The organism is Streptomyces sp. BBFR2 (assembly GCF_044497305.1).
Taxonomy (GTDB): Bacteria; Actinomycetota; Actinomycetes; order Streptomycetales; family Streptomycetaceae; genus Streptomyces.
The window spans coordinates 259437-285300 of the sequence record NZ_CP172415.1; the positions used below are offsets into that span (position 1 = coordinate 259437).

Annotated in this window: 1 protein-coding gene (running past one end of the window); it reads left to right on the forward strand. The window is 69.3% G+C overall.

The features are described from left to right. Positions 1-25615, forward strand: the 3' portion of a protein-coding gene (locus ACGH2B_RS00975; RefSeq protein WP_399082478.1) for a hypothetical protein. The gene continues 18161 nt to the left of window position 1, outside the view; the window shows 25615 of its 43776 coding nt (coding positions 18162-43776); the start codon falls outside the window, past its left edge; it ends in the stop codon at positions 25613-25615. Positions 25616-25864: the final 249 nt, after the last annotated feature.

The following is a 25864-nucleotide window of genomic DNA, read 5'->3' on the forward strand; positions in this document are numbered from 1 at the left end:
CCTCGTCCCGCTGCTGTTCTCCCTGAAGTTCCCGGACCTTCCCGTCTCCCTCCTCCATCAGGGCGCAGGCACGTGGACCGGCCTCGGCTCCGACGCCCTCGTCGAGGGCGTCCAGCCGATCCGTCTCGTCCACGTCCGCCTGGAACAGGGCCAGGACCACTACCTGGCCACGGGACCGGCGCCGGCTTCCCAGCAAGAGGTGACGCCCGCGCCGTCGGCGTCCTCCTCCCAGCAGGAGACGCTCGCCCCGCCGGAGGTGACGGTCACCCCGCCGGAAGAGGCGCTCAACCCGACGGAGACCACCTCGGCGTCCGCATCCGACCAGAAGCAGCCCTTGCGCCCGGTCGGGACCGAGACGACGGCCGTCCCGGCGACGGATTCGGCCACCACGTCGCAGCAGCATCCGGCGTCCCAGGAGCCCGTCTCCTCGGAGCTGCTCCCGAAGGGGCAGCTCGGCGCCTACGGCCTGGTGGAGGTACTCGGCACGAGCCAGGACCAGTTGGTCGAGGCGCTGATGGCCGAGTTGCGTGCGGCGTTCGGCGACGCGGCGGCCGAGAAGGCGCGGAAGCAGATCCTCCCCTACCTCGGCACGGAGGAGCTGAAGCCGTGGGTCTCCACCATGAGCCGTGGCGGTAAGCGGTACGTGCCGATCGAGGTCCCGGGCTGGAAGGGGGAGGTCGAGGTCGGTGTGACCTTCCGCGACGCGGAGACCACCGGTGTCGTGCCCAAGGTCGAGTTCGAGAACGGCGCGGAGTCCGCGTCCGGCGTCAGCCACCTCAAGGAGAGCGGCCGGTTCCTCACGTACGGCGCCGGGTTCCGCGTCCAGTTGCCGACTGTGCGCATCGACCTCTCGACCGGCCGGCGGATCCAGAGCCCCACCGGTCAGGGCAGCGACCAGACCGACCGGATGTTCGCCCGCGCCAAGACCTCGATGCCCGCGTTCCGGGTCAGCGCCGTCGCCGAGTTCACCTTCGACCTCTCCAAGGTGACGGCCACCGGTCTCGGCGCGCTCCGCGGCGAGGAGCTGACGCTGCCCGCACAGGACGACACCGGTGAGCGGTCCGAGCACGGCTCCCGGACCGAGACGCCGCAGGCCGGAAAGGTGCGCACCGTGCCGGTGCCCGCGACGCTGCTCGTCCCGGACTGGACCGGCGCCTCGGTGAAGGGCTCCGTCAAGGACGGCAGCACGGAGCAGGACCTCGTCCGGCTGCCTCCGGCGCGCACGCATGAGCTGCTGGCCATCGGCGCTCCCGAGGTCGTCGTCGACGTGTACCCCGCCGACCTGTACGGCAACCGGCTGGGCGGTATGGAGGACCTGCTCCGGCAGAAGGTGGCCGGCTACGCCTCCGTCGAGGAGAGGGGCGAGGAGGTCTACGGCGAGGACTGGCCGCAGGTCCGTACGCAGTTGCTGACCCGCGTCGATTTCGGTGTGCTGCACGAGCAGCTCACCGCGGCGATGAACGGCGAACCGCTGGAGATCCCGCTGACGGGCGATCTGGGATCGGTGCTGTTCCAGGCCGAGGTCGCGTCGATGTGGCACATGAGCGACACCGCCGAGACGGAGTTCAACGTCGGCACCGACGTCACCCGCACCGTCACCGACGTGAAGTCGAAGGGCACCAGCTCGACGCACACGGCTCGGGGCCAGGTCGCGCCGCTGGCCGAACAGGTACCGGGCAAGCTCACCGGACAGCTCCAGCAGCAGCACGGTGAGGACGTCGTGGTCCAGAGCTCGCGCTCCAGCCGTACCGGCACCGCCACCAAGACGAAGGTGCCCGGTTCGCTCTTCGGCGGCGTGGCGCTCCTCCGTATCGAGTTCGTCAAGCGCGCCGGGGAGACGACACAGGAATCGGACGTCCCGGCCGTCACGCACTCCGCCCCGGAGACGGGGCAGCCCCAGGAGGTCCAGAAGACCGAAACGACCGGGAAGGCGTCCCGGTCCAAGGACACCTTCACCACGCTCGGCTTCCAGTTCCTGACCGAGACCTCGCAGACCGAGCAGGTCACGATCGCGGAACTCCGCAGGACCGCGGACATCGTCAAGCCCGAGAAGACCGAGGAGAACGAGGAGACCGGGCAGCCCGGCGGCATCACCGCATCCGAGCTGTCCGCGTGGACCTGGACGTCCTGGGGGAAGGCACTGGTCGACGCCGGGAAGGCGAATAGACAGCGTCCCGAACCGGCCAAGCGGATCCTGGGCCGCACCGTGTTCCGCGAGGGCGAGCAGACTTACGAGCCGCCCCTCGCGGTGTGGCAGTCCACGGCAGGCGAGAACGGGCTCCCGGACACCGCCGTGGTCTATGACGTGTTCCTCGGCGGCAACGTCGAGCTGATCCCCGAGGCAGTGCTGAAGCAGACGCAGCCGCAGCCGCAGCGGGCACGGTCGTGGGAGACGAAGTCGATCCGTCAGCAGCTCGACGCCATCCTCAACGTGGTCTTCACCCCGGAGGAGGCCGAGCACGTCCGGGCCGTTGTATACAGCGGCTTCAGCATCACGCGCTTCGCCGCCGGGCTGGGGTGGCTCACCCGCGGCGGCAAGCTGCACAGCCTCCTGCTGAGCAGCCCGGACGGTAAGAAGCACCGGGTCATCTCCGCTTCCCAGGGCACCACCCAGACCATGCGCTACCTGCGCACGGTGGACAAGGCCGACCTCAACCTGCTGAGCGAGACCGGGACCAGCAGCGCCCAGCGCCACCTGGTGTGGACGGAGCGCGGCTGGCAGGCGGCCAGCGGCTTCCACTTCCCCCTGTCGGAGAAGAACTCCTTCGGGCCCACCCTCGGCGGGGGCAAGGCGCTCCGCAGCCGCCAGGGCTACCGGGCGAACGAGCAGACCAAGAGCGTCAAGAGCGTCAAGTACCGCGAGCCGATGGTGGTGTTCGCGAGCGAGGTGACGGTCGAGTTCAGTGTCACCGACGAGAACGGCGTGGAGATCACGATCCCTCCGGAGGAGCGGTTCGCCACCCTGCCGTCCGTCGTGGCCATCCCGAAGGTCCTGTGCACGCCCTCCGAGAACGGCGAGTTCGTCTTCCGGAAGGTCAAGTCGCTGGCGGATGCCAGGAAGCGGCAGAAGGCCCAGCAGAAGGCAGCCGCCGAGACGTCCGGGAAGGCGCAGGAGCAGAGCGCCGCGGAGCAGAAGCCGGACGCCCCGAAGACGCAGTCGGTCCACCCGCCGCTGAGGGTCATCCAGTCGCGGCTGCTGGACCCGGCCGATCACGTGCTGAGCCTGGGCACCGGGCAGTGGCCGCTGCTCGCACTGGCCACGAAGCTGCAGCCGCTCTTCGGCAAGTCCTGGCCGGAGGCCGCGGCCCAGCTCTCGGACCACCTGAACCTGCGGACCCTCCAGCCGCTCGTTCCGCAGCTCAGCCGCCGTCCGAACGAGCTGGAGCCCATCGTGGTACGGGCGGGCGGCGTCACCGCCGTGGTCTCACTCACCGGGATCGATGTCGGCAACTTCCACGATCCGTCCTACAAGGAGAAGTTCGAGACGGAGACCGGAACGGACCGGACGGTCGGCACCGGCTCCATGAAGGACGAGCGCAGCCGTATCCGGAAGGTCTTCGACGCGGTCGCGAGCGCCCCGTTCGTCACGCCGCAGTACACCTACACCCACACCAAGGACACCAGCGTCGGCCACGCCCTGGACTCGGGCAACGCGTCCACGGCCAAGGGCAAGACCACGGAGCCGTACTACACGTTCCAGGGCGACGTCACGTTCCACTTCGCGGTGGAGGTGATCAACCCGCAGCCGCCGGAGCAGGACAAGGAGCAGCAGACCGGAGAGAAGCCGCAGACGCAGGCACAGCCGGAGGCGGCGGAGAAGGCCCGGAAGTGGCCGAAGACGCCGAAGGAGATGGTGGCCTACCTGAAGGACCGCCTCGCCAAGCCCACGGCGCAGGTCGTCGTCGACGCCAAGGTCGCGGCGCTCATGGCTTTCCCCGCGCGTGAGGTCACCGACGGCGACGGCGCCCTGGTGTCCGGCCACACGTGGTCGCGGACCGGTGCGCCCCGCCGCATCAAGGACACGGCGCGCCTCGGCAACACCGACATCGTCAACCAGGTCACCCTGCCGGACACCGTCACGGACACCGCCGCCCTGCTCGACGGGCTGGACCGGCAGGGCAAGCGGGTCTTCGGCCGGAGCTGGCCGACGGCCAAGCGGCAGATCGCGACCGAGCTGACCACCACCGCGATCACCCAGAAGCTCCGCGGGATGTCGGCGGACGAACCGTTCCACATCGAGGTCGAGGGCGGCTACGTCCTCGTCACCGCCGGTGTGGAGAAGGTCGAGGAGGAAGAGACCGGCGAGGGCTCCGAAAAGAGCCTGAAGGCCGGCGTGCAGACCGGCGAGACGGAGTTCACCGCCGGTACGGACGTGGGCCTCGGCGTGGGCTTCTCCGACGGTGTCGTCGCCGCCGCCGGCGGCACCTCCACCAGCCACAACATCGGCGCCACCGGCAGCATCTCGGCCGCCGCCGGCGTCAACGCCGTGATCGGCGGGAACGTCACGACGAGCAGCGGCGAGGAGGTGAACTCCACCGGTGGCACCACCGCCAAGTCCGTGATGACCACCAAGAGCAAGCAGCCCTCCGCCCTCCACCGGGGCAAGGCCGTCCTTTTCTTCCGGATGCACGCGACGGACGCCGGGCTGTACCGCCGGACGCTGCGCGCCCGTCACCGGCTCCAGGCGCATCTCGTCAAGGAGCAGCAGAAGAGGGCCGGCCGGGAACTGGCGCAGGCCAAGGCATCCGCCCAGGCCCAGCAGGAACCCGGCCAGGTCCAGGAGACGCCGACCCCGGCGTCCCGCCTGCTGCCGCCCGACGCGCTGCGCAAGGCGCTGCGGACACTGCGCTCGGACGCGGCCTCGGCCACCCCGCAGGACCTGATCGCCGCGTACACGAAGCGTCAGGAGCGGCTGCGGGAGCGGCTGACCGATCTGCGGGTGGCCGGCCAGGGCGAGGCGATCGGCACGGTGACGGTCGACTTCACCTTCACGACGGAGGACGTGGCGCCGGTCGAGGAGGAGTTCTGGAAGACCGTGCGGCCCACCGACGACTGGGTGATCCGCAGCCTCGACTCCATCGGCGGCATCCCCCAGATGCTGTCGAACGGCATCAGCGAACACTTCGACGCGGTCTACCGGAGCAAGTCGGCCCTCGCGGCCTGGCAGCAGAAGGCGAAGCAGTACTTCAACCGCGAGCAGCTCATGGCGGGGTTCGTGGAGCTGTCGTCCGTGGAGATACCGGACGACATCAGGAAGATGCTTCAGGACCCCGAAAAGGCCGAGGCGGAGCTCAGGGAGACCCTGCGCAACGAGGGGTGGACCGCGAAGGAGATCGACACGGCCGTCGCCGCGGCCAAGGCCGACGCACAGCAGGTCAAGGCGCGGCTCGTCAAGGCGCCCGGCCTCGACCTGCGGTACGACAAGCAGCTCGGGGTGCCGGACGACGTCTGGAAGGCCCTGGTGGGCCCCACCCGGGCCGCGATGAACCTCACCAAGGCGCTGAACGACAGGGTGAAGGCACCGAAGGAGTTCGCCAAGGCCGTCGAGAAGGCCGAGGCCGCCGCGCAGGCGGCCCGGGAGCTGATCGAGAAGGGCAAGGAGGCCGCGCGGACGGCCCAGGAACTGGTCGAGAAGGCCGAGGAGGCCGCCCGTCAGCAGCTCGGCAAGGTGCAGGAAGCGGCTCTGAGCCACGCCCCCCGTATTCCGGTGCCGGCCGAGGTCTGGACGGCGCTCGCGCACCTCGCCGGGACCGTGACGCACCTCGCGACGGTCCTGAAGGACGAAAGGCCCACGCAGGAGGAGACGGACGCGGCCGTCGAGGCGGCCGAGGCCGCCTTGCAGCAGGCCAAGGAGCAGCTCGCGAAGGCCGCGAGCTACGGCCAGCACCTCCGGGTGACGGCCACCATCGACCTGCCCGATCCGCTGCTGCTGGAGCGGATCGACGAGAAGGCCGAGGTGGCCCGGGGCACCGAGGCCGGGCACCGGTTCGGTACCACCCACCACCGCACCGGGCAACTGTCGGGCCAGGGCACCGCCGGCGTCTCGTTCGGCGCGCCCGGCGTGGACTCCCTGCGCATCACCGGAAACCTGGGCGGCGGCCGCTCGACCCGGGAGCTGCACGGCCAGAACGACAGCGGCCGCGTCATCACCGGCACCAAGACGAAGCGGGCCCAGGAGATCCGCAGCGGTTCCGCACGCGTGACGTTCTGGTACTTCCGGGGCGACGAACTGCTGGGCTCCACACAGGGCATGACACCGCTGACCGTGTCGTTCCCCTGGGACAAGTCCGCCCCGAAGGAGGACCCCGACCAGGCCGAGAAGAAGGCCCAGAAGAAGGCCGAGCAGGCGAAGGAGCAGCAGGAAGCGGCGCAGGAGCAGGAAGAAGCGACGGCTCAGCAGACGGCGGCGCAGGAGCAGGAGCAGGCCGGGCAGCAGGAGGAGACCGCACAGCAGCAGGCCGGGCAGCAGGAGGCGGCGCAGGAGCAGGAGCAGGCCGGGCAGCAGGAGGAAACGCCGCGGGAACGCGGCGCGCACCGCCCCGCCCCGTTCCGCACCTCCCTGGAGACCATCGAGGAAGCCGCGTCGGCGGAAGAGGATCAGCTCGGCGCGGCACACACCACCGCCGAGCTCCGGAAGACCTCCGCGCAGGCGCCCCAGAGTCCGACGTCATCCGCCACGAAGCCGGCCATGCCCAAGTCTGCGAAGGTCCGGAATCGGAAGAGGTCGGCCCCCGCATCGGCGATGCCCGAGCTGACGGAGACCGCCCCCGCATCGGCGATGCCCGAGCTGACGGAGACCGCTCCCACCCCGGAGAGCGGCTCCGCGACCACTCCGGTCGAGGAGCTGAAGATCCCCAGCTCCCACCCTGTCCGCGAGACGTACACGATCCACTTCAAGCAGAAGAAGGACGAGACCCTCGAAGCGGCGCTCGACCGGCAGGAAGAAGGTCTTTGGGCCGCCGCACTGCGCCTGGTCTACCTCGGGCAGAGCACCAAGTGGCGGGGCACGGCGCTCCCCGAGGCGAAGGTGTCCGTCTTCGGCACCGGCCCGTGGCCGGTGACCGACTCCACCGAGCAGCACACCGGCGAGACTCTGGCCGCCTTCCTCACCGAAAGCCTGCGGGAGAAGGCCCGTGAGGTGCTCCAGAAGACGCCGCCGGAAGGCGAAAATCCTTTGACGATCGAGGATCTTTCGATCACGCAGGCGGATACGCCCCAGGTCACGGACAGTTTCACTGCCGAGATCACTTTGCATATTCCTGGCGTGAGCGACGCGTTCCCGAATGGAGACGCCCCTCTGGTAACGCTGTCGATGGAACAGTTCTTGCGATCCCAGATCCAAAGCAGGCGGTTCATCAGCACGAACAACCGGCACATCGGGCGGGTGCTCCAAGCTGCGACCGAATCCAGCGGAGCGGTCTGGGACCACACCGGGTTCGACCTCACCCAAACTGACTTCCCGCATCGTGTCGGCGAGGAGAAGACACCCCGTCTGTGGGAAGAGGTCCCGTGGAACCCCGCACGCCACCTCTACGTGATCATGGCGCACGCCGAGCCCGGCGCCCTTCAGATGGCGTTCACGAAGGACAAGGGCGCTGTCCTTGACGACGTCTCAGGGGCAGAGGTCGCAGATGCGATGAACGACCGGTTCAGCCTGCTCAATATGGATGAAATGCCGCAGATTATTGCCGCGGCATGCTCTGCCGGCGCCACCAAGGGAGCCTCGGGAACGGACGCCCCCGAAGTGAACGCCGCCCAGCAAATGGCGGACGGAATCGGCCTGGAAGTATGGGCCGCCACCACCACCGTGGAGGTGTGGATCGAGCCCGGAGATCAACACCTCGGACTCATCTCCGACCAGGGTTCCGATCTCGGCGAGTGGAAGCGCTTCATCCCGAAGGCCTGGACCAGGTTTTCCCACCCACACAACGGACAGTACGAGGCGAGTTTCAGAAATCTTCTCAACCTGCTGAGCGGCGAAAGCTCATTGCGCGACCCGGTGAGCCGGTGGCAGGCGGCCGCCTCGCTCTGGACCGGACTGAGCGATCGGCTGGAGGAGCACCTCTTCCTCGCCCCCCTGGTTCACCCGGCGATCGATTTCGACGCCACGAACCCGGTGGCGCAGAAATACCGCACCGCGAATCCGGCACTCCGACGGACCCGCGACCTCGTGGTATGGATCCGGCAGCAGATCCTGGATGCTCGGAAACTGCTCGACACCTTGCCGAAGGACCTCAAGGCCCTGCCGATCCCGTGGCACCAGATCCTGAAGGAAGAGCTCAAAAACCTGCCGAAGGACCTCAAGGCCCTACCGATCTCGCCCGAGTACGTACAAAAAGAGATCGACGCCCTGGAAAACCGGCTCATGGAAGCGATCCGCTCCTGGAACGAGGAACTGGGAGACGATCTCAGCGCCCCCATGACCTCCAAGAAGCTTTCGGAGCACAACGACCGCGAATCGCACGGCGGTTTCGAAATCATCGCCACCCCGGAAGACCTCGAACCCCCCGCCGGCTTCCACACCATCACCACCCCGGAAGACCTCGAACCCCCCGCCGGCTTCGAAACCATCACCACCCCCGACGACCTCGAACCCCCCGCCGGCTTCCACACCATCACCACCCCGGAAGACCTCGAACCCCCCGCCGGCTTCGAAACCATCACCACCCCCGACGACCTCCAACCCCCCGCCGGCTTCCACACCATCACCACCCCGGAAGACCTCGAACCCCCCGCCGGCTTCGAAACCATCACCACCCCCGACAACCTCCAACCCCCCGCCGGCTTCGAATTCGACTTCCCGCAGCCATCCCTTCAGGTGGAGCAGCACGAGGGCTTCGAGGAGAACAGCACCGCCGAAGAGCCGCTCACCCAGGAGCGGACGCCCTTCAGCGACCAGGCAGAGCACGCCCTGGCGGACCCGAGGAACCGGCCGGCCCCCTTCCGCGCCTCCCCGGAGACCGTCGAGGAGGTTTCCGAGGAGTCGGAGGAGGAACAGGAGAGCACGCTCACGGAGATCACCTCCGCGTCCTCCCCGCGGCGGCACAAGCACCGCGGTGTTCTGAGCGCCCGCAACTCCGGCAGTACAGCACCGACGGTGAAGGACGACGAGAAGGCCGCGGCCTCCCCGCTCGCGGAGAAGACCGCCAAGGACGTCGAGGAGTCATACACGACCCTCTTCGCCCCGGAGCCGGAGGAGTACGCGGCAGAGGAGAAGAGCGAGGCGGAGAAGGCGCAGGAGCAGCAGGACGCCGTCGAATTCGCCTGGGAGCACCTCGACGAGATCGCAAAGCGCCTGGCCAACCTGGGTCTGAGCACCCGGCGACGCGGCACCGTGCTGCCCATCGCCGAGGTACGGGTCTTCGGTGCCGGACCGCTGCCGGTGGCGGACTCCCCCGAGGAGACGTACACCGGCCGGTCGCTGGCCGACAGGATCGCGGCGCGGCTGAAGCAGCAGTTGGCCAAGACCCTCGGCAAGCAGAAGCAGCCCAAGGGGGCCGAGCTGACTGCGGAGGACTTCACCATCACCCTGGTGAAGCCGGCGGCTGAGCACGGCACGGACACCACCACGGGGCCGTTCCGTTCGGAGGTCACCTTCCGCATTCCGGGAGTGAGCGACGCCTCGTACGAGAGCGACCACCTGTTGCAGATGACGGTGGGCGAGACGGGCGATGCGGCTGCCGTCCCGGTCGGCGACCTCGACAGCGCGCGGGTGTTGTTCCGTCAGAGCGTCACCGATCCGCTCGAAGAGCGGCACATCGGACGGTCCTTGCGGTCGCCCGATGAGACCAATGACTCCATCTGGGACATCACCGGCGCCGACCTGACGCATCGGCAGTTCCCGCACTTCACCTACGACGAAGAGACCGGGATGGTCTCGGGAGACGTCAGTAAGTGGAGCAGAACCCCGTGGCAGCCGTGGCGCCACCTGTACATGATCATGGCGCACGGATTCCCCGGTGAGGTCCAGTTCGCGGTCACCCAGTCCGGCACCAGCACCATCTACGAGGGCAGCGGAGAGACCCTCGCCGAGGTGGTGCGGCGGAGGAAGAGCCTGCGGAACATGCTCCGGATCGCGCCGCTGCCTCCCCAGCTCGTCATGAGCGTCTGCTACGGAGGCGCCACACCCGAGACCACGTCCTCGCAGCCTGGGGTGGCTTCCGCCCAGGAGGTCGCGGACCGGAACGGCCTGGAGGTATGGGCCGCCACCACTCAGGTCGCCACCCTGGACGTCGAGGGCCCGGACTACGGCGGCGCCTACCTGGGCCTGGCCACGCACCCCGTAACGGGTGAGTACGGCAAGTGGCTGCTGTTCCGCCCCGCCCTGTGGAAGCGGACCTCCCATCCCGAATACCGGATGCACGAAGCGGACTTCGAGCAGATCGGAGAGCTTCTGGAGGCCCGCGAGGAGTACCTCTGGGCCGACACCCGGGAATTCGTCCCCGAGATGTGGGCGGATCTCAAGAACCGCCTGGAGCAGCATCTCTTCGCCGAGGACCACCTGGAACACGCCGACCGCCCGGAGGACCACAAGGATCCGGAGCTGCGCGACGCCACCAAGCCCGCGCTGCGGCGCACCCGCGATCTGGCAACGTGGGCGGCCGAGCGGCTCAACGCCCTGGTGAAGAATCTCGACGAGGTTCCGGAGGAGCTCCGCAAGGCCGGTCCGGACTCCGCCATGTCGGACGTCCGCGAAGAGATGGCCGCCCTGCGCGACCGGATCGAGAACGGACTCCTCATGAAGTGGGACGAGGAGCTGGGGGACAGCCTCACGGACGCCCAGTCCTCGTGGGACGACGACACGGAAGCCACTGAACCGCCTGCCGCCTCCGCGCAGACCAGGACACCGGCCCCGCTGCCCGCCTCCCAGCTCACCCGTACGCTCTCTTCGTCCCCGAAGGTCTCCTTGGCCACCACCCTCCAGGAAGACGCGGCGGTGAAGGCGTTGGCCTCCGGAGACCAGGCCGATTTCAGGAAGCGGCTCGCCGACCAGGACCCCGCAGCCGAGGCCGCCGCGGCCCTCGCAGCCGCAGGGCTGAACCGGCTGCCCCAGCACACCGGCACGGTGCGGCTGCGGCTGCCGCTCACGGACTCTCGCCTCGCCTTCCCGGAGACACCCCGCTCCCTGGGGCTGGGCGCTCCCCTCTCCGTGGGGCAGGAGTTCGACCTCTCCCTCACCGTCGGCGGTACGGGGGAGAACCCGCACAGCACCGGCACGGTCGAGGTCATCACCTCGTCACTCCCCCACTCCTCGACGAGCCCCCTCTTCGGCGGGAACCAGGACGCGGCGGTGATCTTCCCGGCCGGTACCCGGGGCATCGTGACGTCCATCGACAGCGCACCGGAGCTGAGCACGCCGGAAAGCCCTGGTTACCGCGTGCACATCGCCCCGGTGGTGGAGACCGAGTCACCCGTCGAGGTGGCACAGCTGTCCGACAGCCTCGTCGCCCGGATGGGGTCGTTCGTGCCCCACCCGATACACGGCTTCAATGCCAAGCGCTTCCTGCTCGGCGACGGGACGCGGCTGACCCGGCTGACCGTCCGTATCCATCTGAAGGCCGCCGTCCCCGTGGAGAAGGACGCCGACTCCACGGAGAAGGACGCCGACTCCACGAAGAAGGCCACTGCCCTCCCAACGCCGGAGCAGGTGGAGGATGTTCAGCGACAGGCCCAGGAGATGCTGCGCGCCGTCCACAACATGGGGCACCGTTTCCCCGACGGCGACCTGGTGGAATTCGCGGTCGAGTTCACCCCGGACGCGGAAAGCGCACACCACGAGGTGAGCCTGCTGCTCGGTAGCGGCCGCGAGGATGCCCTCACCTGGTACACCGAGACCGAACCGATGGTTCTGGTCCACGAGCTCAGCCACCTCTTCGGCGGCTGGGACTGGTATCGGGAGGGCCCGCCGCGCCCGGTGGACGAGGACGGCACGATCATGGCCGGCCTGGACCTCGACGCACGCGGGAGGATCGACCTGAGCGCCGACCTCCCGGCGGAGCCGGTCGCCCTGGCACCGAACCTGCGGTGGCTCCCGTACGAGCTGAAGAGCATCTGGGTGGCGGTCGAAACCGCCCGGATGCGCCAGGCGGTCAAGGAAGGTGTGGCCTCTTCGGTCACCTCGGCACGGGAAAAGCTCCGTCCGAAGCAGCGCCCGGACGGCGCTCCGACCCGGGTCAGGGCGCCGCTCGACGTCCGGGAGCGGGTGCTCCGCGGTGACACGCTCCGCCCCGCGCTGATGGCTCCGCGCGGTGGGGCCACCTACCGCGAGACGCCCAAGCGGGTGGGAAGCCGCAATCCCAACGGCACGTTCTGGGCCGTTTACCCCTCCCGGGCCGAGGCGGACAGCGCGAAGAAGGGACGTCCTCACGCCTCGGACGACCTCACGCGCATCCGGCGCGATGACCGCGTCCTGATGTTCCCGACGGAGATGACCGCCGACGAAATCATGGCCGCGATCGAAGGCGCCTACCTCAACTGGTTGGAGAACGGGGGAAGTTGGCCCGAGAGCGCCGGCCGGGTGACCTTCGAGGGGATCTCCCAGAACCTGCACATATGGGGAGTGGTGGACGCCTCCGGCGAGATCACCGACTTCGGGCTGCACGAGAGGCAGATCGACCCGGCCCACGGCGGGCATCCCCTCCAGGCACCGCTGTACCGCCGCCTTCTGGACGAGCGCGCGGCGGGAAGCCCCCCGCAGATCACTGCTTCCACCATCCGGTTTGAACTGTTCGGCGACCCGCAAAAGGGCGTCGGCGGCGTCGCTCTCCACGACGCGGAGACGCAGTACGCCTACGGCATCGACTACGAGGAGGTTCCGGGGGGCGTCCTGGACAACGAGACCCGAATGGTGAGCGTGGAGATGCAGCAGACCACGTTCCCGAAGCGTCCCGCGAAGACCTCACCGGAGACGCCCGCGAGCCCCCAGCAGTCCACGGACGCTGCCCCGAGGCAGCCCCAGGAAAAGCTCTGGTACTTCGCCAGGGACACGGTGTTCGGACACCACCTGGCCTTCCCCGAGCATTGGGGTGGCGAGGATCTGTGGGACGCGATCATCAAGGCCCACGACGACGCTCTGAGCAAGGGGCAGTTCAACTGGGGCCCGGAACTCCCGGGCCAGTCCCAGGAAACCGCAGGGGGCCGGGCCGGCTATCTGTGGATCGGCGAGTCCCGCGGCGTACGCATCGTGGGGTACGTGGTGGCGGAACGCATCGTCTGGGTCCGGCCGTCGTCGCTCCAGCCCAGGAAGACGTGGGAGAACTGGCAGGACGACAACGCCCACGCCCTGGTGGCCCGGCAGCAGGGCTACGTGAACGTGGCCGGCAACGACCCGCGGGCTCAGGGGCGGCAGCAGATGCGGCTGATGCGGGCCACGTACTGCGTGATCGGTGACGGTGTCGCACGCCTGCGCGACATGCGTGATCTACGCACGTCCCAGATGCCCCGTGATCAGCTGCGCGACACGGCCCGAAGGGCCTACCGAGAAGCGGTCCTCCAGGGGCAGGACCTGGGCGTCCGGCTGGACATCGTGCTACCGGCGCCGCTGGAGATGTCCGACGAGGAGGAAGCGAGGCTGAACCAGCACCGGGACAAGATCCAGCAGATCATCGACCGCGGGTACAACACGCTGCCGCGCGCCGCGGGCCAGCCGCTGGTGCGCTTCAGGCTCGTGGTGGTCAAGAGCGCGCAGACGAGGTCCGCAGCGCCGCTTCTCCAGGCGTTCGACGCCGATGAGCCCGTGAACATGGCCGTAAGGCTCGTGGGCATCCCGAACACACCCGAGGCCGTCGGAAACCTGCTCGCCGCGGTGCGGCAGACCCTGCCGATGCCACCCGCGGACCAGCCCGGGGCATGGAGCGCGCCGGGGCTGACCGACGAACAGGTCACCACGGCCCTCACGGACGTGGGCCTCGCCCGCGACCTGCGAGGTCTATTCCTCGACCCGACATTCTCAGCGCAGTACTTCGCGTACGACGCCAGGAAACTGGCCCCCTTCGTGACCCAGGGGGACACCGCCGAGTATCTGCTCGCCCAGCAGCGTGCGCGCCTCGTCGCACAGATACGAGAGGCCCAGAAGGCCCAGGAGGCCATAAAGGCCGAGGGAAGCCCGGCCCCCGGGAACGAGCTGAAGGTCGCCAAGGGCATGCGAGCCCTGAAGGACCTGGAGGCCCTGCGCCACCTGGAGAGTCTGGAGGTCCCGGAGAACCTGCCCGCCGGTCTCACCCCGACCGAGCTGCTCCTGATGGTCCACCGCATGGTGCAGCGGGGCGTGGCGGAGGGCCTGAACACGCCCCTGCGCTCCGGCAAACTCATAGGCAGCACGAGCACGTTGTGGGTCAGGACCGGCGCGGACGGCCGCGTCGAAAGCTACTGGCTGGAAGACGTGGCGGAACCCTCCAGGGCCGAGGAGTCCGACAGCGGGGAGAGCCTCGACGACGGTCTCTCCGTCTCCGACGACGAACTCTCCTTCTCCGACGACGAATCGTCCACCGAGGACAACCAGCCTCACGAATCCGAGGAGTCCGACAGCGGAGAAAGCCTCGACGACGGTCTCTCCGTCTCCGACGACGAACTCTCCTTCTCCGACGACGAGTCCTACGAGGGGCCGGCCCATTCCCCGCGGGCACCCCGGAGCACCGGGGCCCTCTCCGCGCGGACGCCGGACGGGCCCCGCACCCGGGCGCGGCACACGGAGCACGCCCACCACACCGACCTGCCGCAGAATGATCTGCTCGGCGGCACCCTGTCGTACACCGAGCAGATGACGGAGGACCTCTTCACCGCGGGCCTGCCCACGGCCTCACCGAGCACGGCACAGCCGTCCGAGGCCATGAGCCCGGCCGCCTTCGACGCGCTGTACGAGATGGCACAGCACATCGAAGAGGTCGAGCAGTACCTGGACCACATGGCCAGTCCCCAAGTGGCCTGGACCGCTGAGAACCTGGCGGCGGGCCGCGCGCTGCTGCCCTTCCTCGAAGAGGCCGTCCGCTCCGGTGTCGCCCACGAGGAGCTGCTGACGAGGCTGCGGGCCGTCCTGGAACCGGGCAACTCCTTGGCTGCCCCGTCCCCCGCCGCGCTGTCGGCTCTCCAGCGGACGATCGGGGGCCCTGAGAGCGAGCCCCTGTGGGCCGGCAAGGTGCGGGCCCTGCTGAGCCAGCTTCAGGCGGAGCTGGCTCAGCCGGCCCCCGGGACGAACGCGTACCGGCAGTGGGTGCTCCAGGCACGCATGGACAGGACCCCCTCCCCCTATGAGCTGTCCGAGCTCGCCTGGCAGTACATCCCGCTCCTACCTTCGTCCGCGGAGGCCACCACGTCCCGCCCCCTGCACCGCGACCTTTACCGGGAAACCCTCCTGGGCCGGGTGAAGGAGCTGGAGGAGCGCTTCGGCCTGCCCGGACTCCCCTCGCCCTTCGCGGACATCGACGAGGAGAAGCTGAAGGGGGAACCGGCCGAGCTGCTGAAGGAGCTCAAAGAGACCGCACCTGTTCCGGCGGAGGAAGCAGCGCCCGGCGACGCCGAGCAGACGAACTTCCTGGCCCGCTGCTACCTGCGGAACCGCCTGCAGCTATGGGAGGGGCCGGCAGCCACCCGGATCCCGAACGCACAGCGGCGGCAGCTCACCGACTACCTCACGGCGATGATCAAGCCGTGGCTGAAGGCACACCACGGCCCGCACGCCACCGCGAACGCGTACGCGAGCGTGCCCCTGCCCGACGGCCTCATGCTGCCCGGCGGCTTCGCTCAGCTCGACGACGTTCCGACGGATGAGGACATGGACGTCGACTCGCCGTTCCCCGCGGACGAGTCACAGGACGCCGACATGGAATCCCTGAGCGACGCGTCGGACGAGGACGGTCTGTCGGACGACGAGGACGGTGAGTCGCTCCCCTCGCAGCAGGACGGAGAGGTCAACCGGCATGCGGAGACGGAGCGGACACACTTCCCGAACGCCAAGGTCTTCGCCTCGGCCCAGGAAGGCGCCGGCTACGGTGCCGCGGAGTGGAACGACCACACCCGGGCGCTGCCGGACCAGATGAAGGAGGCGCTGCAGGACTACTCCAACGGGCCCTGGCGAGAAGATGTCCGCCGTCTGCCCTTCGCCGTGACGGACATCCCGATCAAGGCACTGGCCCGGGACATGGACTCCGGCGCCGGCACCCTCACCCACTTCACCCGCGTCGTGCGCGAAGCACATTGGGTGAGTCCGGACGAGCAGTACGACGACATCCTGACCGAGGGCGTGCCGACGCCGATGTCGGGGCTCGATTTCCTGACGCAGGCCCTGGCCGCCACCGAGCAGCATGTGCTGGCCTTGGACACGGCGCTGAGCAGCCATGTCGTTCCCGAGGACCTGGTCGTCGTCAAGGGGCTCGACGAGTACTACTTCCCCGACACCGATCAGGTGAAGGCCGGGCTGGTCGTCCGCGAGGGACGGTTCATGTCGACCTCCCTCGGCCCGGTCGCCGCGGACTTCGAGGACCGGCCGTACATCCTGCACCTGCTGGTACCGCAGGGAGCCCCGGCCCTGTACCTCGGCGGGCTCGCCTCGGCCGGTGACCACGAGTCGGTCATGGACGACGGGTCGGTCACCGACGACGAGCAGACCACTGACGAGGAGCGGGAACTCCTGCTCGCCCGCGGCTTCGACTGGCAGATCACCCATGTCGAGGCCGCCGCCCCCGGATCGGAGGGGCCGGTGCACCTCTACGGCCGGGTCCTTTCCGTGGCGCACAACGGGGCCTGGGAATCGGGCATCCCCGCGGAGGACCTGGAGTGGGCCCGCGGGCTCGTGAACCCCGCGATCCTCGGGACCGGCCCCCGGGAAGAGGCACAGCGCAAGGCCGTGCGTGAGGTGCGGGAGAACATCGCCCGGCGCCGTGGCACGTTCGAAACCGATGACGCGGCGTGGCACGAGGCCCACGCGCTGCTGAGCCGGCACGGCATCACTCTGCGGCGGGGCCTGCCCGGCGGCGGCCAGGCCAAGAGCGTCCCCCTGCCCGTAAGCACACGGGACACGGGCGCCACCGGCGGCAGCCGGGAGAAGCACACCGTGTACTTCGCGCCGCGCTCGAAGGAGCTGGTGGGCGATCAGCTCGCCAAGATCGAGCAGCTCGGCGCGGAGCTGGTGGAGCTGATGCTCTCCAACCGCCGGGCCGGCCTGCCCGCGCCGGAGGTCGAGATCACCGGCATGGGCAACAAGTCCTCGGAATCCGCCGCCCGGCGGGCCATGGAGGTGGCGTGGAAGCTGGAGGCAAGCTTCGAGAAGCACCTGATGGCGCATCCGGGCAGCCTGCTCTCGTTGGATCCCAGATGTCTCTGCATCACCCACCGGTCGGCCGAACTCCCCGGCTCCGGCCGTAAGGAGGAGCAGCGCCGGGCCGAGATCACGGTGCACCGCATCCCGCAGCGGCTCTACCTCGGTGAGACCGGCGGGCAGCACACCGTACCCGTGGCCAAGTCACTGTTCCTGGTGTGGCTCGGTACCAAGGAACTGAGCCTGTCCGCCAAGGAGAACATCGAAGCGTGGCGGGCCAAGGCCGCGGAAGCCGGCTGGGAGCTGGAGTTCCTCGCCGACGCCGACGCCCGGAGGACGAACAGCGCCTTCTTCGCCGAGCTGGAGTCCGCGGGCTCGACGCGGGTCCGGTCGGTGGAGCAGCTCTTCGCCGAGCACGTGACCGCGCCCACGGCGACGCAGGCCGGGGAAACCCCGGCCGACCGGGCATGGTCGCTCTACCGGTACGCCCGCGACAAGAACGTGTTCCCCATGGCGTCGAACGCCGTGCGGTACCTGGCCCTGTGGATCAAGGGCGGGGTCTACGCGGACGTGGACATCGCCCCCGGCGCGGTCACCCTGCCGCGCGAGGGGCTGTTCATGGCACCGGACGCGATCCCGTTCATGGCGCCCCGGCTCCAGGACTGGGACGACTACCGCGGCGCTCTGCAGGAAGCGAACGCCCGATGGCTGTCCAGCCAGAAGACGCTGGACCCCACGCAGGTACAGGGACCGCTGAGGAAGATCGTCGAGTTCCAGTACCTGCGGGGACAGCTCAACAACAACTTCCTCGTGACCCCCGCCAAGTCCGGGTACATGACCTGGGTGCTGGAACGGCTCAAGGGCTCGAAGGAGCTGGCCGGGTCCCAGTGGGAGAAGACCGGCATCGCGCTGAACTCCGCCCGCCTGACCGGACCGCAGTTCCTCAGTGGCCAGATACATGCCTACCTCAAGGACAGGAACCGCCTGCCGGACGCAGGCGCGGTCTACAACTCCCACCTCTTCCTCCTCGGACGCCTCCAGCCCGACCCCGTGCAGATGAAGCAGTGGGGCGAGTTGCAGTGGCTCACCGCCGAGAGCGATGAGCTGACGTACGTCCTGCCCGGCACATCGGGGTCCCGGGGCGAGGCCTCGGGCTCCGGGAAGACGGCGCCGCTGCCCCAGGAGCACCTGGAGTGGGCCAGGGAGCTGCTGCCCGCGACTCTCCTCACCACCGGTCACGAGCCTGCCATGCAGCGCCTGGTGGACCAGGTGATCGAGTCGGTGGCGCGGCAGTACGCGGCCATGACGCCGCAGGAGGCGACAGCGATCGTCGACACCGCGCTGCTCGACCACGGGCTGATGCCGACGACCGCATGGCCCGCGAACTCCACGGCCACCGCACCGTCCCAGGCGGACATGGACTGGGCCCGTACCCAGGTCCGCCCCCGTACGGACATCGACAACCCCGCACAACAGGCCGCCCGGCAGGCGGTGCTCACGGAGATCGCCCGGCAGCGCTCCGCCCTGGAGCGGGAACCGGACGCCCTGAAGCGGCGGATCGCCGAACTGCTCGACGCGCACGGTCTGACGCCCTCGGGCGGCCTGCCCGGCGGCCTCCCCCCGGAGCAGCAGCCACTCCCCGAGGGCCCGACGCCGGTCGCGAGCACCTCCGGCAAGGGCAAGGGCAAGGGGCGCGCCACGGCGGAGGGCCCGGCCCGTTGGAACTTGAGCGGGAAGGACACCGAGGCACAGCCGTCCGAGGCGGACCTCCTCTGGGCCGGGCGTGTGGTGCCCGCCCGTGCGGTCATCGCGGACACCGACGAGCAGCGCGCGGTCCAGCGCGGGGTCAAGCAAGTCGTCACCGAGGTCGCGAAGCAGCGGCACCAGTTCACCGACGACACGGCTGCCATGAAGTACGGCCGCCGGCTCCTCGAGGAGCGGAACCTTCCGGTCTCCGGCGGACTGAGCGGTGGCGTTCCCTCGACGCACCTCCTGGATGACCAGCAGGCCGAGGAGGAGCTGTTCGCAGCGAGTACGTCCGGCGCCGCGGAGAACGCCACGCAACTCGACGACGAGCTGGACCTGGAGCAGCTCGACGCACTGACCGGCTACCTGCTCATCAACAAGGTCAACGCCTACATCGAGGCGCTGCCTGAGGGTTCCCGGGGCGATGGGGCCTCCCTCACGCCCGTGGTGCTCACGGAGGGCTGGTCGCTGCTGGCCGATCTCGACGAGCAGGTACACGCCCGCATCACCGACGGGACGACACGCACCCAGCTGCTGAACGTGCTGGAGGCGATGGAGCCCCTCGTCCGCATGGCGGTCGACGTTCCCTCCACACTGCCGTCCGAGAACGCGGCGGACGCCGAATGGGCCGCATGGACCGGGAAACTGGACATCTTCCTCTCGCAAGTGGAAAAGGGCCTGGCCGAAGGACTGTTGCCGACGCTCACCCCCCGGTTGGAAAGCAGGTTGCGCCGCTTGCGGCGCGACCTGTGGAAACTGCCCGCCGATGTACCCACCGACGACAGGGCGAACCTGACCCGCCGTCTCAACGACGCGCTGGCCTTCGTCCCTGACGGCGCGCCTGACGTGACCACGTCCACGCAGCACACCAAGGCGCCGGTTGCCACTCGGGTTCAGACCGCGCAGGGCCTGCGGGCGTGGTCCCTGGAGATCCCCGACCCCCTTCTGCAGCAGATGATCCAGGAGATTTCAGGCCACCCCCTGGAACCGAACGGTGCCACGGCGTTCCTGGTTCGCGATGACCTCCGTCTCGCCTTCGAACTCGTCACCGAACTGTGGGAGAAGTACCCCGGACAGCAGGTGGCAGAAGCCGTCGCACACTGGCTCTTCGGCCCCCGCAGTCTCATCGCGGGCGTGACACGCGAGCTCTACGCGAGGACGTTCAAGATCTGGGACAATTACCTCAGCGCCAGGACACCCGCGTTGCACCCGCTGCGACAGAACCAGAAGGAGAAAATCGGCGGCGGCTTCGACGAATATCTCCAGCAGGAACTGAAGTCGCACACCGGCGAACCTGTGAAAGAAAGCACCCGCAAATCCATGCGGACACAGGTCAACAGCTTCATGGCCTTCCTCAGCCGGCATCCCGAGCTCGAGCTCCAGCCCGAAGCGGACCGCCGACAGGCGGCGACCGCCACTCGGATCCTGACCGCGCAGGGCCGACGGGCATGGTCGCTGGAGATCTCCGACCCCCTCCTGCGGCAGATGCTCGAGGAGTTGTCGGGCCTCCGTCCGGAAACGAACAACGGTACGGCGGTCCTGGTCCCCGACGACCTCCGTCTCGCCTTCGAACTCGTCACCGAACTGTGGGAGAAGTACCCCGGACAGCAGGTGGCGAAATCCGTCGCACACTGGCTTTTCGGCCCCCACAGCACCGTCCCGGACACGAAAAGGGAGGAATACGCAAGGGCGTTCAGGTACTGGAACAAGTACCTCAGCACCAAGACACCTGCATGGCACCCGCTGCGGCAAAACCTGACGGAGGAATCCGGCGGCGAATTCAATGAATATCTCCAGCAGGAACTGAAGTCGCGCACAGGCGAACCTGCGAAATATTCTGCCTGCTCATCCGTGCGGCAAAAGATCAACACTTTCGTGGTGTTCCTCGACCGCTACCCCCGGTTCAAGGCCCTGACGGGCGACGCGACCACAACCGGCGACCAGCCCGAAGCGGACCACAGCCAGGCGGCGACCGCCACTCGGACCCTGACCGTGCAGGGTCAGCGGGCATGGCCGATGGAGATCCCCGACCCCCTCCTGCGGCAGATGCTCCAGGAGGCATCACGCCTCCCTCTGGAAACGAACGACGGCACGGCGGTCCTGGTCCCCGACGACCTCCATCTCGCCTTCGAACTCGTCACCGAACTGTGGGAGAAGTACCCCGGACAGCAGGTGGCGAAATCCGTCGCACACTGGCTCTTCGGCCCCAACAGCCGCACCACGTCGGGCACGACCCGAGCCCTCCACGCGAAGGCGTTCAAGCTCTGGGACAGGTACCTCGGCAGCAGGACACCCGCGTTGCACCCGCTGCAGCAGAGCCAGAAAGAGGAACCCGGCGGCAACTTCGACAAATATCTCCAGTGGGAACTGAAGCGGACAGGCGCCTCTGCGAGGCAGTCCAACCGCGACAGCTTGCGGAAGCAGATCGATTCCTTCCTGGCCTTCCTCGCCCGCCATCCCGGATTCAGGCTCCCGCCGGGTGACCTGACCACGCCCGGCACCCGGCCCGAAGCACTCCGCCAGGGCTCCCCCGGCGCGACCGGCACCGACACGCACACCCCCATGAGGACCGAAGCCCCCGCGACGGGGCTGACGGGCGACACCGCGTCCGCCCTGCCGCCGTCGGCACACGCCGCCGCGTCCTCGCCGACGCCGCCCGTCCGTTCCGCCCTGCCCACACCGGCGGCCCCTGCCTCACATCTGGCCCCGGAGGAGCCGGACACAACAGGAGAGCAGGAATGGCTTTCGGAGCTGGAGTCCACGCTGATGCTGCTGACGGTCGTGCAGCCGGATTCGCTGACCACCGCGCAGCTGGCGGGCTGGGAGGAGACCGTCGCCCTGGGTACGTCCTACCTGGCCGTGCTCATGTCCGGAGTCGATCCCTCCGGCCAGCACCTCATCGATCCGCTGGAAGCGGCTCTTGAGCCGTGGGTCCGCGCCCTGCCCGCGGCAGGTCTCGGCCCGCTGGCCTCCGATCAGCCGCTACCGCCGCAGCTGAACCCCGAGCAGACCGCTCTGCTGGACTTCAGTAGCAACCTGGCCGTCCGGGATGAGATCGCCGAGGTGATGGTCTCCTCCGCCCTCAACAGTCCGGCGCCGTCCTCGGCCACCGGGCCCGGCACCGACCGGTCCACGGCCACCCGGAACAGCGGGGCGGCGGCCACCGCCCGGCCCGCCTCCGTGGGTTCGGATCGCCCGGCACCGCTGACGGACGCCTCCCGCAGTGCCCTGAATCAGATGCTCCAGGAGGTGTCCGGTTGGCGCCTGGCCGCCACCGACGCCCCTGAGGACACTGAAAGCGGCCTTCGGATGGCCTTCGAACTCGTCGCCGACCTGTGGAAGAAGTACGACGGACAGCAGGTGGCGAAGGCCGTCGCGCACTGGCTCTTCGGGCCCCACAGCCCCGTCACGTCAAACCGGACACGGGAGGACTACACAAGGGCGTTCACGCTCTGGGAGCAGTACCTCAGCATCGGGAACCTGCATCCGCTACGGCAGAACGGGAAGGAGGGGAGCAACAGCGACTTCGACAAACATCTCCAGGAGACACGGAAGACCCCGAAGGGCAAGCCCGTGCGTGCGGCTACCCGTCAATCCATACGGGACCGCGTCAACAGCTTCCTGGACTTTCTCAACCGGTATCGCGACGAGTTCGCGCTCCCGCAGAGCGCCTCGGCCACATCCGACGAAACGGAGCTGACGGCCGACGCCGCATCCTCGCTGTCGCCGTCGGCACGCCCCTCCGCGACCTCGCCTGGGCTGCCCGTGACCGCTGAGTCCGATATGGACATCGATCTCGCCGTGGACCGGACGCTGGCGGGTACGGACACCGGTCACGTCATGGGCGAGGCATCGGGCCAGCCCGTGGAAGCTCAGGCGACCGCCGCGGCGGCGCACGACCAGGCATCCGAGCCCCAGATCTCCTTGCCCCAGCCGCTCGCGACGCAGCGGACCCGGGTGGTGCGCTCGTCGTCGGGCACCGGTGCGATGGACATGGACCTCGACGACGAGACGGCGGGGCCCGGTCCGCTGCCGCCTGTCACGGCGGCAGCACCGGCCCCGGTCACCGCATCGGCGTCGCACACCGCGCCCGCGTCCGACGGCTCCGCGGTGCGGGAGCTGTACTTCCTCAAGCCGGTGGCAGGCAGGATCACCGAGGAGACCCTGGAGGATGTGGTCAACTCGCTCGTGCTCCGTCTGGCCGCCCTCGGCTCGACGACGCAGCGGCGGGGCACGCCGCTGCCGTACGTGGAGATCGCCGTCGCCGGGGACGAGGGTGTCGTCCTGCCGGAGACGGGGACCGACGCGCCGTACACCGCTGCGGCGCTGACGTCGAAGCTGATCGAGGAACTGAAGGCGGAGCGGCAGGAGCTGGTACCGGAGCACACCGAGCACCTCCGGATCGTCCAGGTGCAGCCGAGCCGGACCACGGGCGCGCTCACCGTCGAGATGTCCATCGTCCTGCCCGGCGTGAGCGACGCGTTCCTCGGGGAGGACCAGAACCTGCCTCCGGTGCGGTCGCACAGCGGCCGGTACGTCTCCCTGCGGTTCCGCGACCTCCATCACACACGGATCGCGACCCGGCAGACCGGGGACCCGGCCGTCGATCGGGTCATCGGCCGGTCGTTCCACGCCTGGGGACACGACATCACCGAGACCTGGGACATCACCGCCACCGGTCTCGACGGTCGTTTCTTCCCGCACATGCCGCCAGGGAACGACAACATCAGGCCGATCGCGTGGGGAACGGTGGGTTGGGACCTGGAGCGTCCCATCTACCTGGCGATGACACACGCCATGCCCGGCTGGCTCGAACTGGTGAGGTCGGAGGGCGAGACGCACGAGGTTCTCCCGGTGGACGGCGCGACGTTCGGCGAGGCGCTCTCCCGGCGGGGGAGTCTGCACGGACTCAACCAGCTCGGCCGCCCGCAGATCATCCTCCTCGCGTGCTCGGCCGGTGCCGATGAACGGACGACCGGCGTCAACGCGGCCCAAGCGGTCGCGGACCGGACCGGAATGGAGGTGTGGGCCGCCACCACCACCGTCTCGTCGGTACCGCCGCAGGACGGCTGGTACGGCTCCCCCGTCGGTCTGGAACTCACCGACGAGGGCCACTACGGCGAGTGGAAGCTGTTCATCCCGAACTCCTGGACCAAGGAAGCACACCCCGCCCACGGGGAACTCGTGCAGAGCTTCGCGACGCTGTCGCGCCTGCTCCGCAACGAGACGGGCCCCGCGGACCCCCTGGCCGCCTGGCAGGAGGCCGTGTCCGTCTGGACGGGCCTGAACTCACGGTTGCAGGATCTCCTGACCACTCCGCAAGCGGCCGGACTGCACGGGACGGCCGCCGAGGAGCCGACGAACTCGCACCCGTCCGCACAGCCCGCCCTGCGGCGGACCCGCGATCTGGCGCTGTGGGTCCGCGATCAGTTGAATTCCCTGCACGACCAGCTCGGTACCGTGCTGCAGGATCTCGGTACCGCTGGTGAACTCATCGGCAGGCCGATGGACGCCGTTCTCACCGGCCGGTTGGCCGACACGCGCCACAGCGTGCAGACGTTGCGGAACAGCATCGTCCAGGGACGGATCCCCCTGTGGGACTTCCTGCTGGGAGATCCGCACGACGCCGCTCGGACCACCCGTGACCTCAAGCTGTACGAGCAGCCGGAGCTACCGGACGGGCAGGGAGCGTCCGCCCCGCCGCAGCCGGTCGAGGGGCAGGACCGGACACCGGGGCCTCTGCCGGGGCCGTCGGCCACCGCTCCGCAGGAGCCCACGGCGATGGAGACCGACGACAGCCCGGTGGTCCAGGAGGCGCCCGGCCGAACGGCCGCGGTCGTGGACGAGACCCTGCCGGAGCATGGACCGCGGGTGTCCACCACCCCGTCCTTCACCGTCCCTCGTACGAGGGACGTGAAGCAGTCGGCGGGCTCGTTCCGGACCGCCAACCTCGACCCGAAGCCGCTGGCCAATCTCGACGCCGAGCCGGTCGCCGCGCAGCCGTCGCGGCTGACGGCTCCCCCGGCGACCGCTCCCCAGGTCACGAAGGGGCAGGTCACCGAGGAGCCGGTGACGCAGGAGACGGCCGGCGCCGCCCAGCAGGCGCCGGAGGTGCCGGAGGTGCCGCTGGTGAACGGTCCGGACAAGGTCCAGGGACGGCTTCAGGTGACGGATGGCAGTGAGACCGATAAGAACGGCCGGGGCCTCGGTCAGCTCCGTTACCGGTTCGGCCGGCTGGACACCGCTTCCCTCTCGCCTGGCAGTCCGGTCACCCTGCTGGCGACCGCCGGGCGGGGCGGTCAGCCGCCGCGGGTGCTGCATCTGCACGGGGCCGTCTGGGACGACGGTTCGCCCGGCGAGACGGACCGGATCCTGCAGGCACTCCTGTGGCGGGTCTCCGGCGTGGCGCAGGGCAACGAATTCACCCCGGGCGCCGACCTCGTCCTGGCCCAGGCCAACGCGCCGGTGCTGACGCCCGAACTGCTCGGTGTGTACGGCTTCGAGCAGGTCGAGAACGGCGGTGGCCTGTGGCACGCACCGACCGGCGTGCTGATCGCGGCGGTGAAGGAGAAGAAGGAGCCGAAGGAGCTGGCCGTCGTCAGCTGCGAAACGCTCTGATCCGGCGCGGCCCGGTGTCGTACCCCTGCGTACGGGGGCGTCACCGGGCCGTCGTCGCCGGGCGGGGCGGGGCGGGGCCACGGACGCCTCGTGGCCCCGCCCCGTCCCGGGGCCCCGCCGGGTCCGGGCCGTACGGGCACCGGGCTACAGCGGCAGGCGGCGGCAGACGTCCGCCCTCTCCGCAGGCCACCGGGCCCCTCCACACGCGGGTGCGGGCCCCCGCACCCGCCCGCCACCCCCCGTTCACCG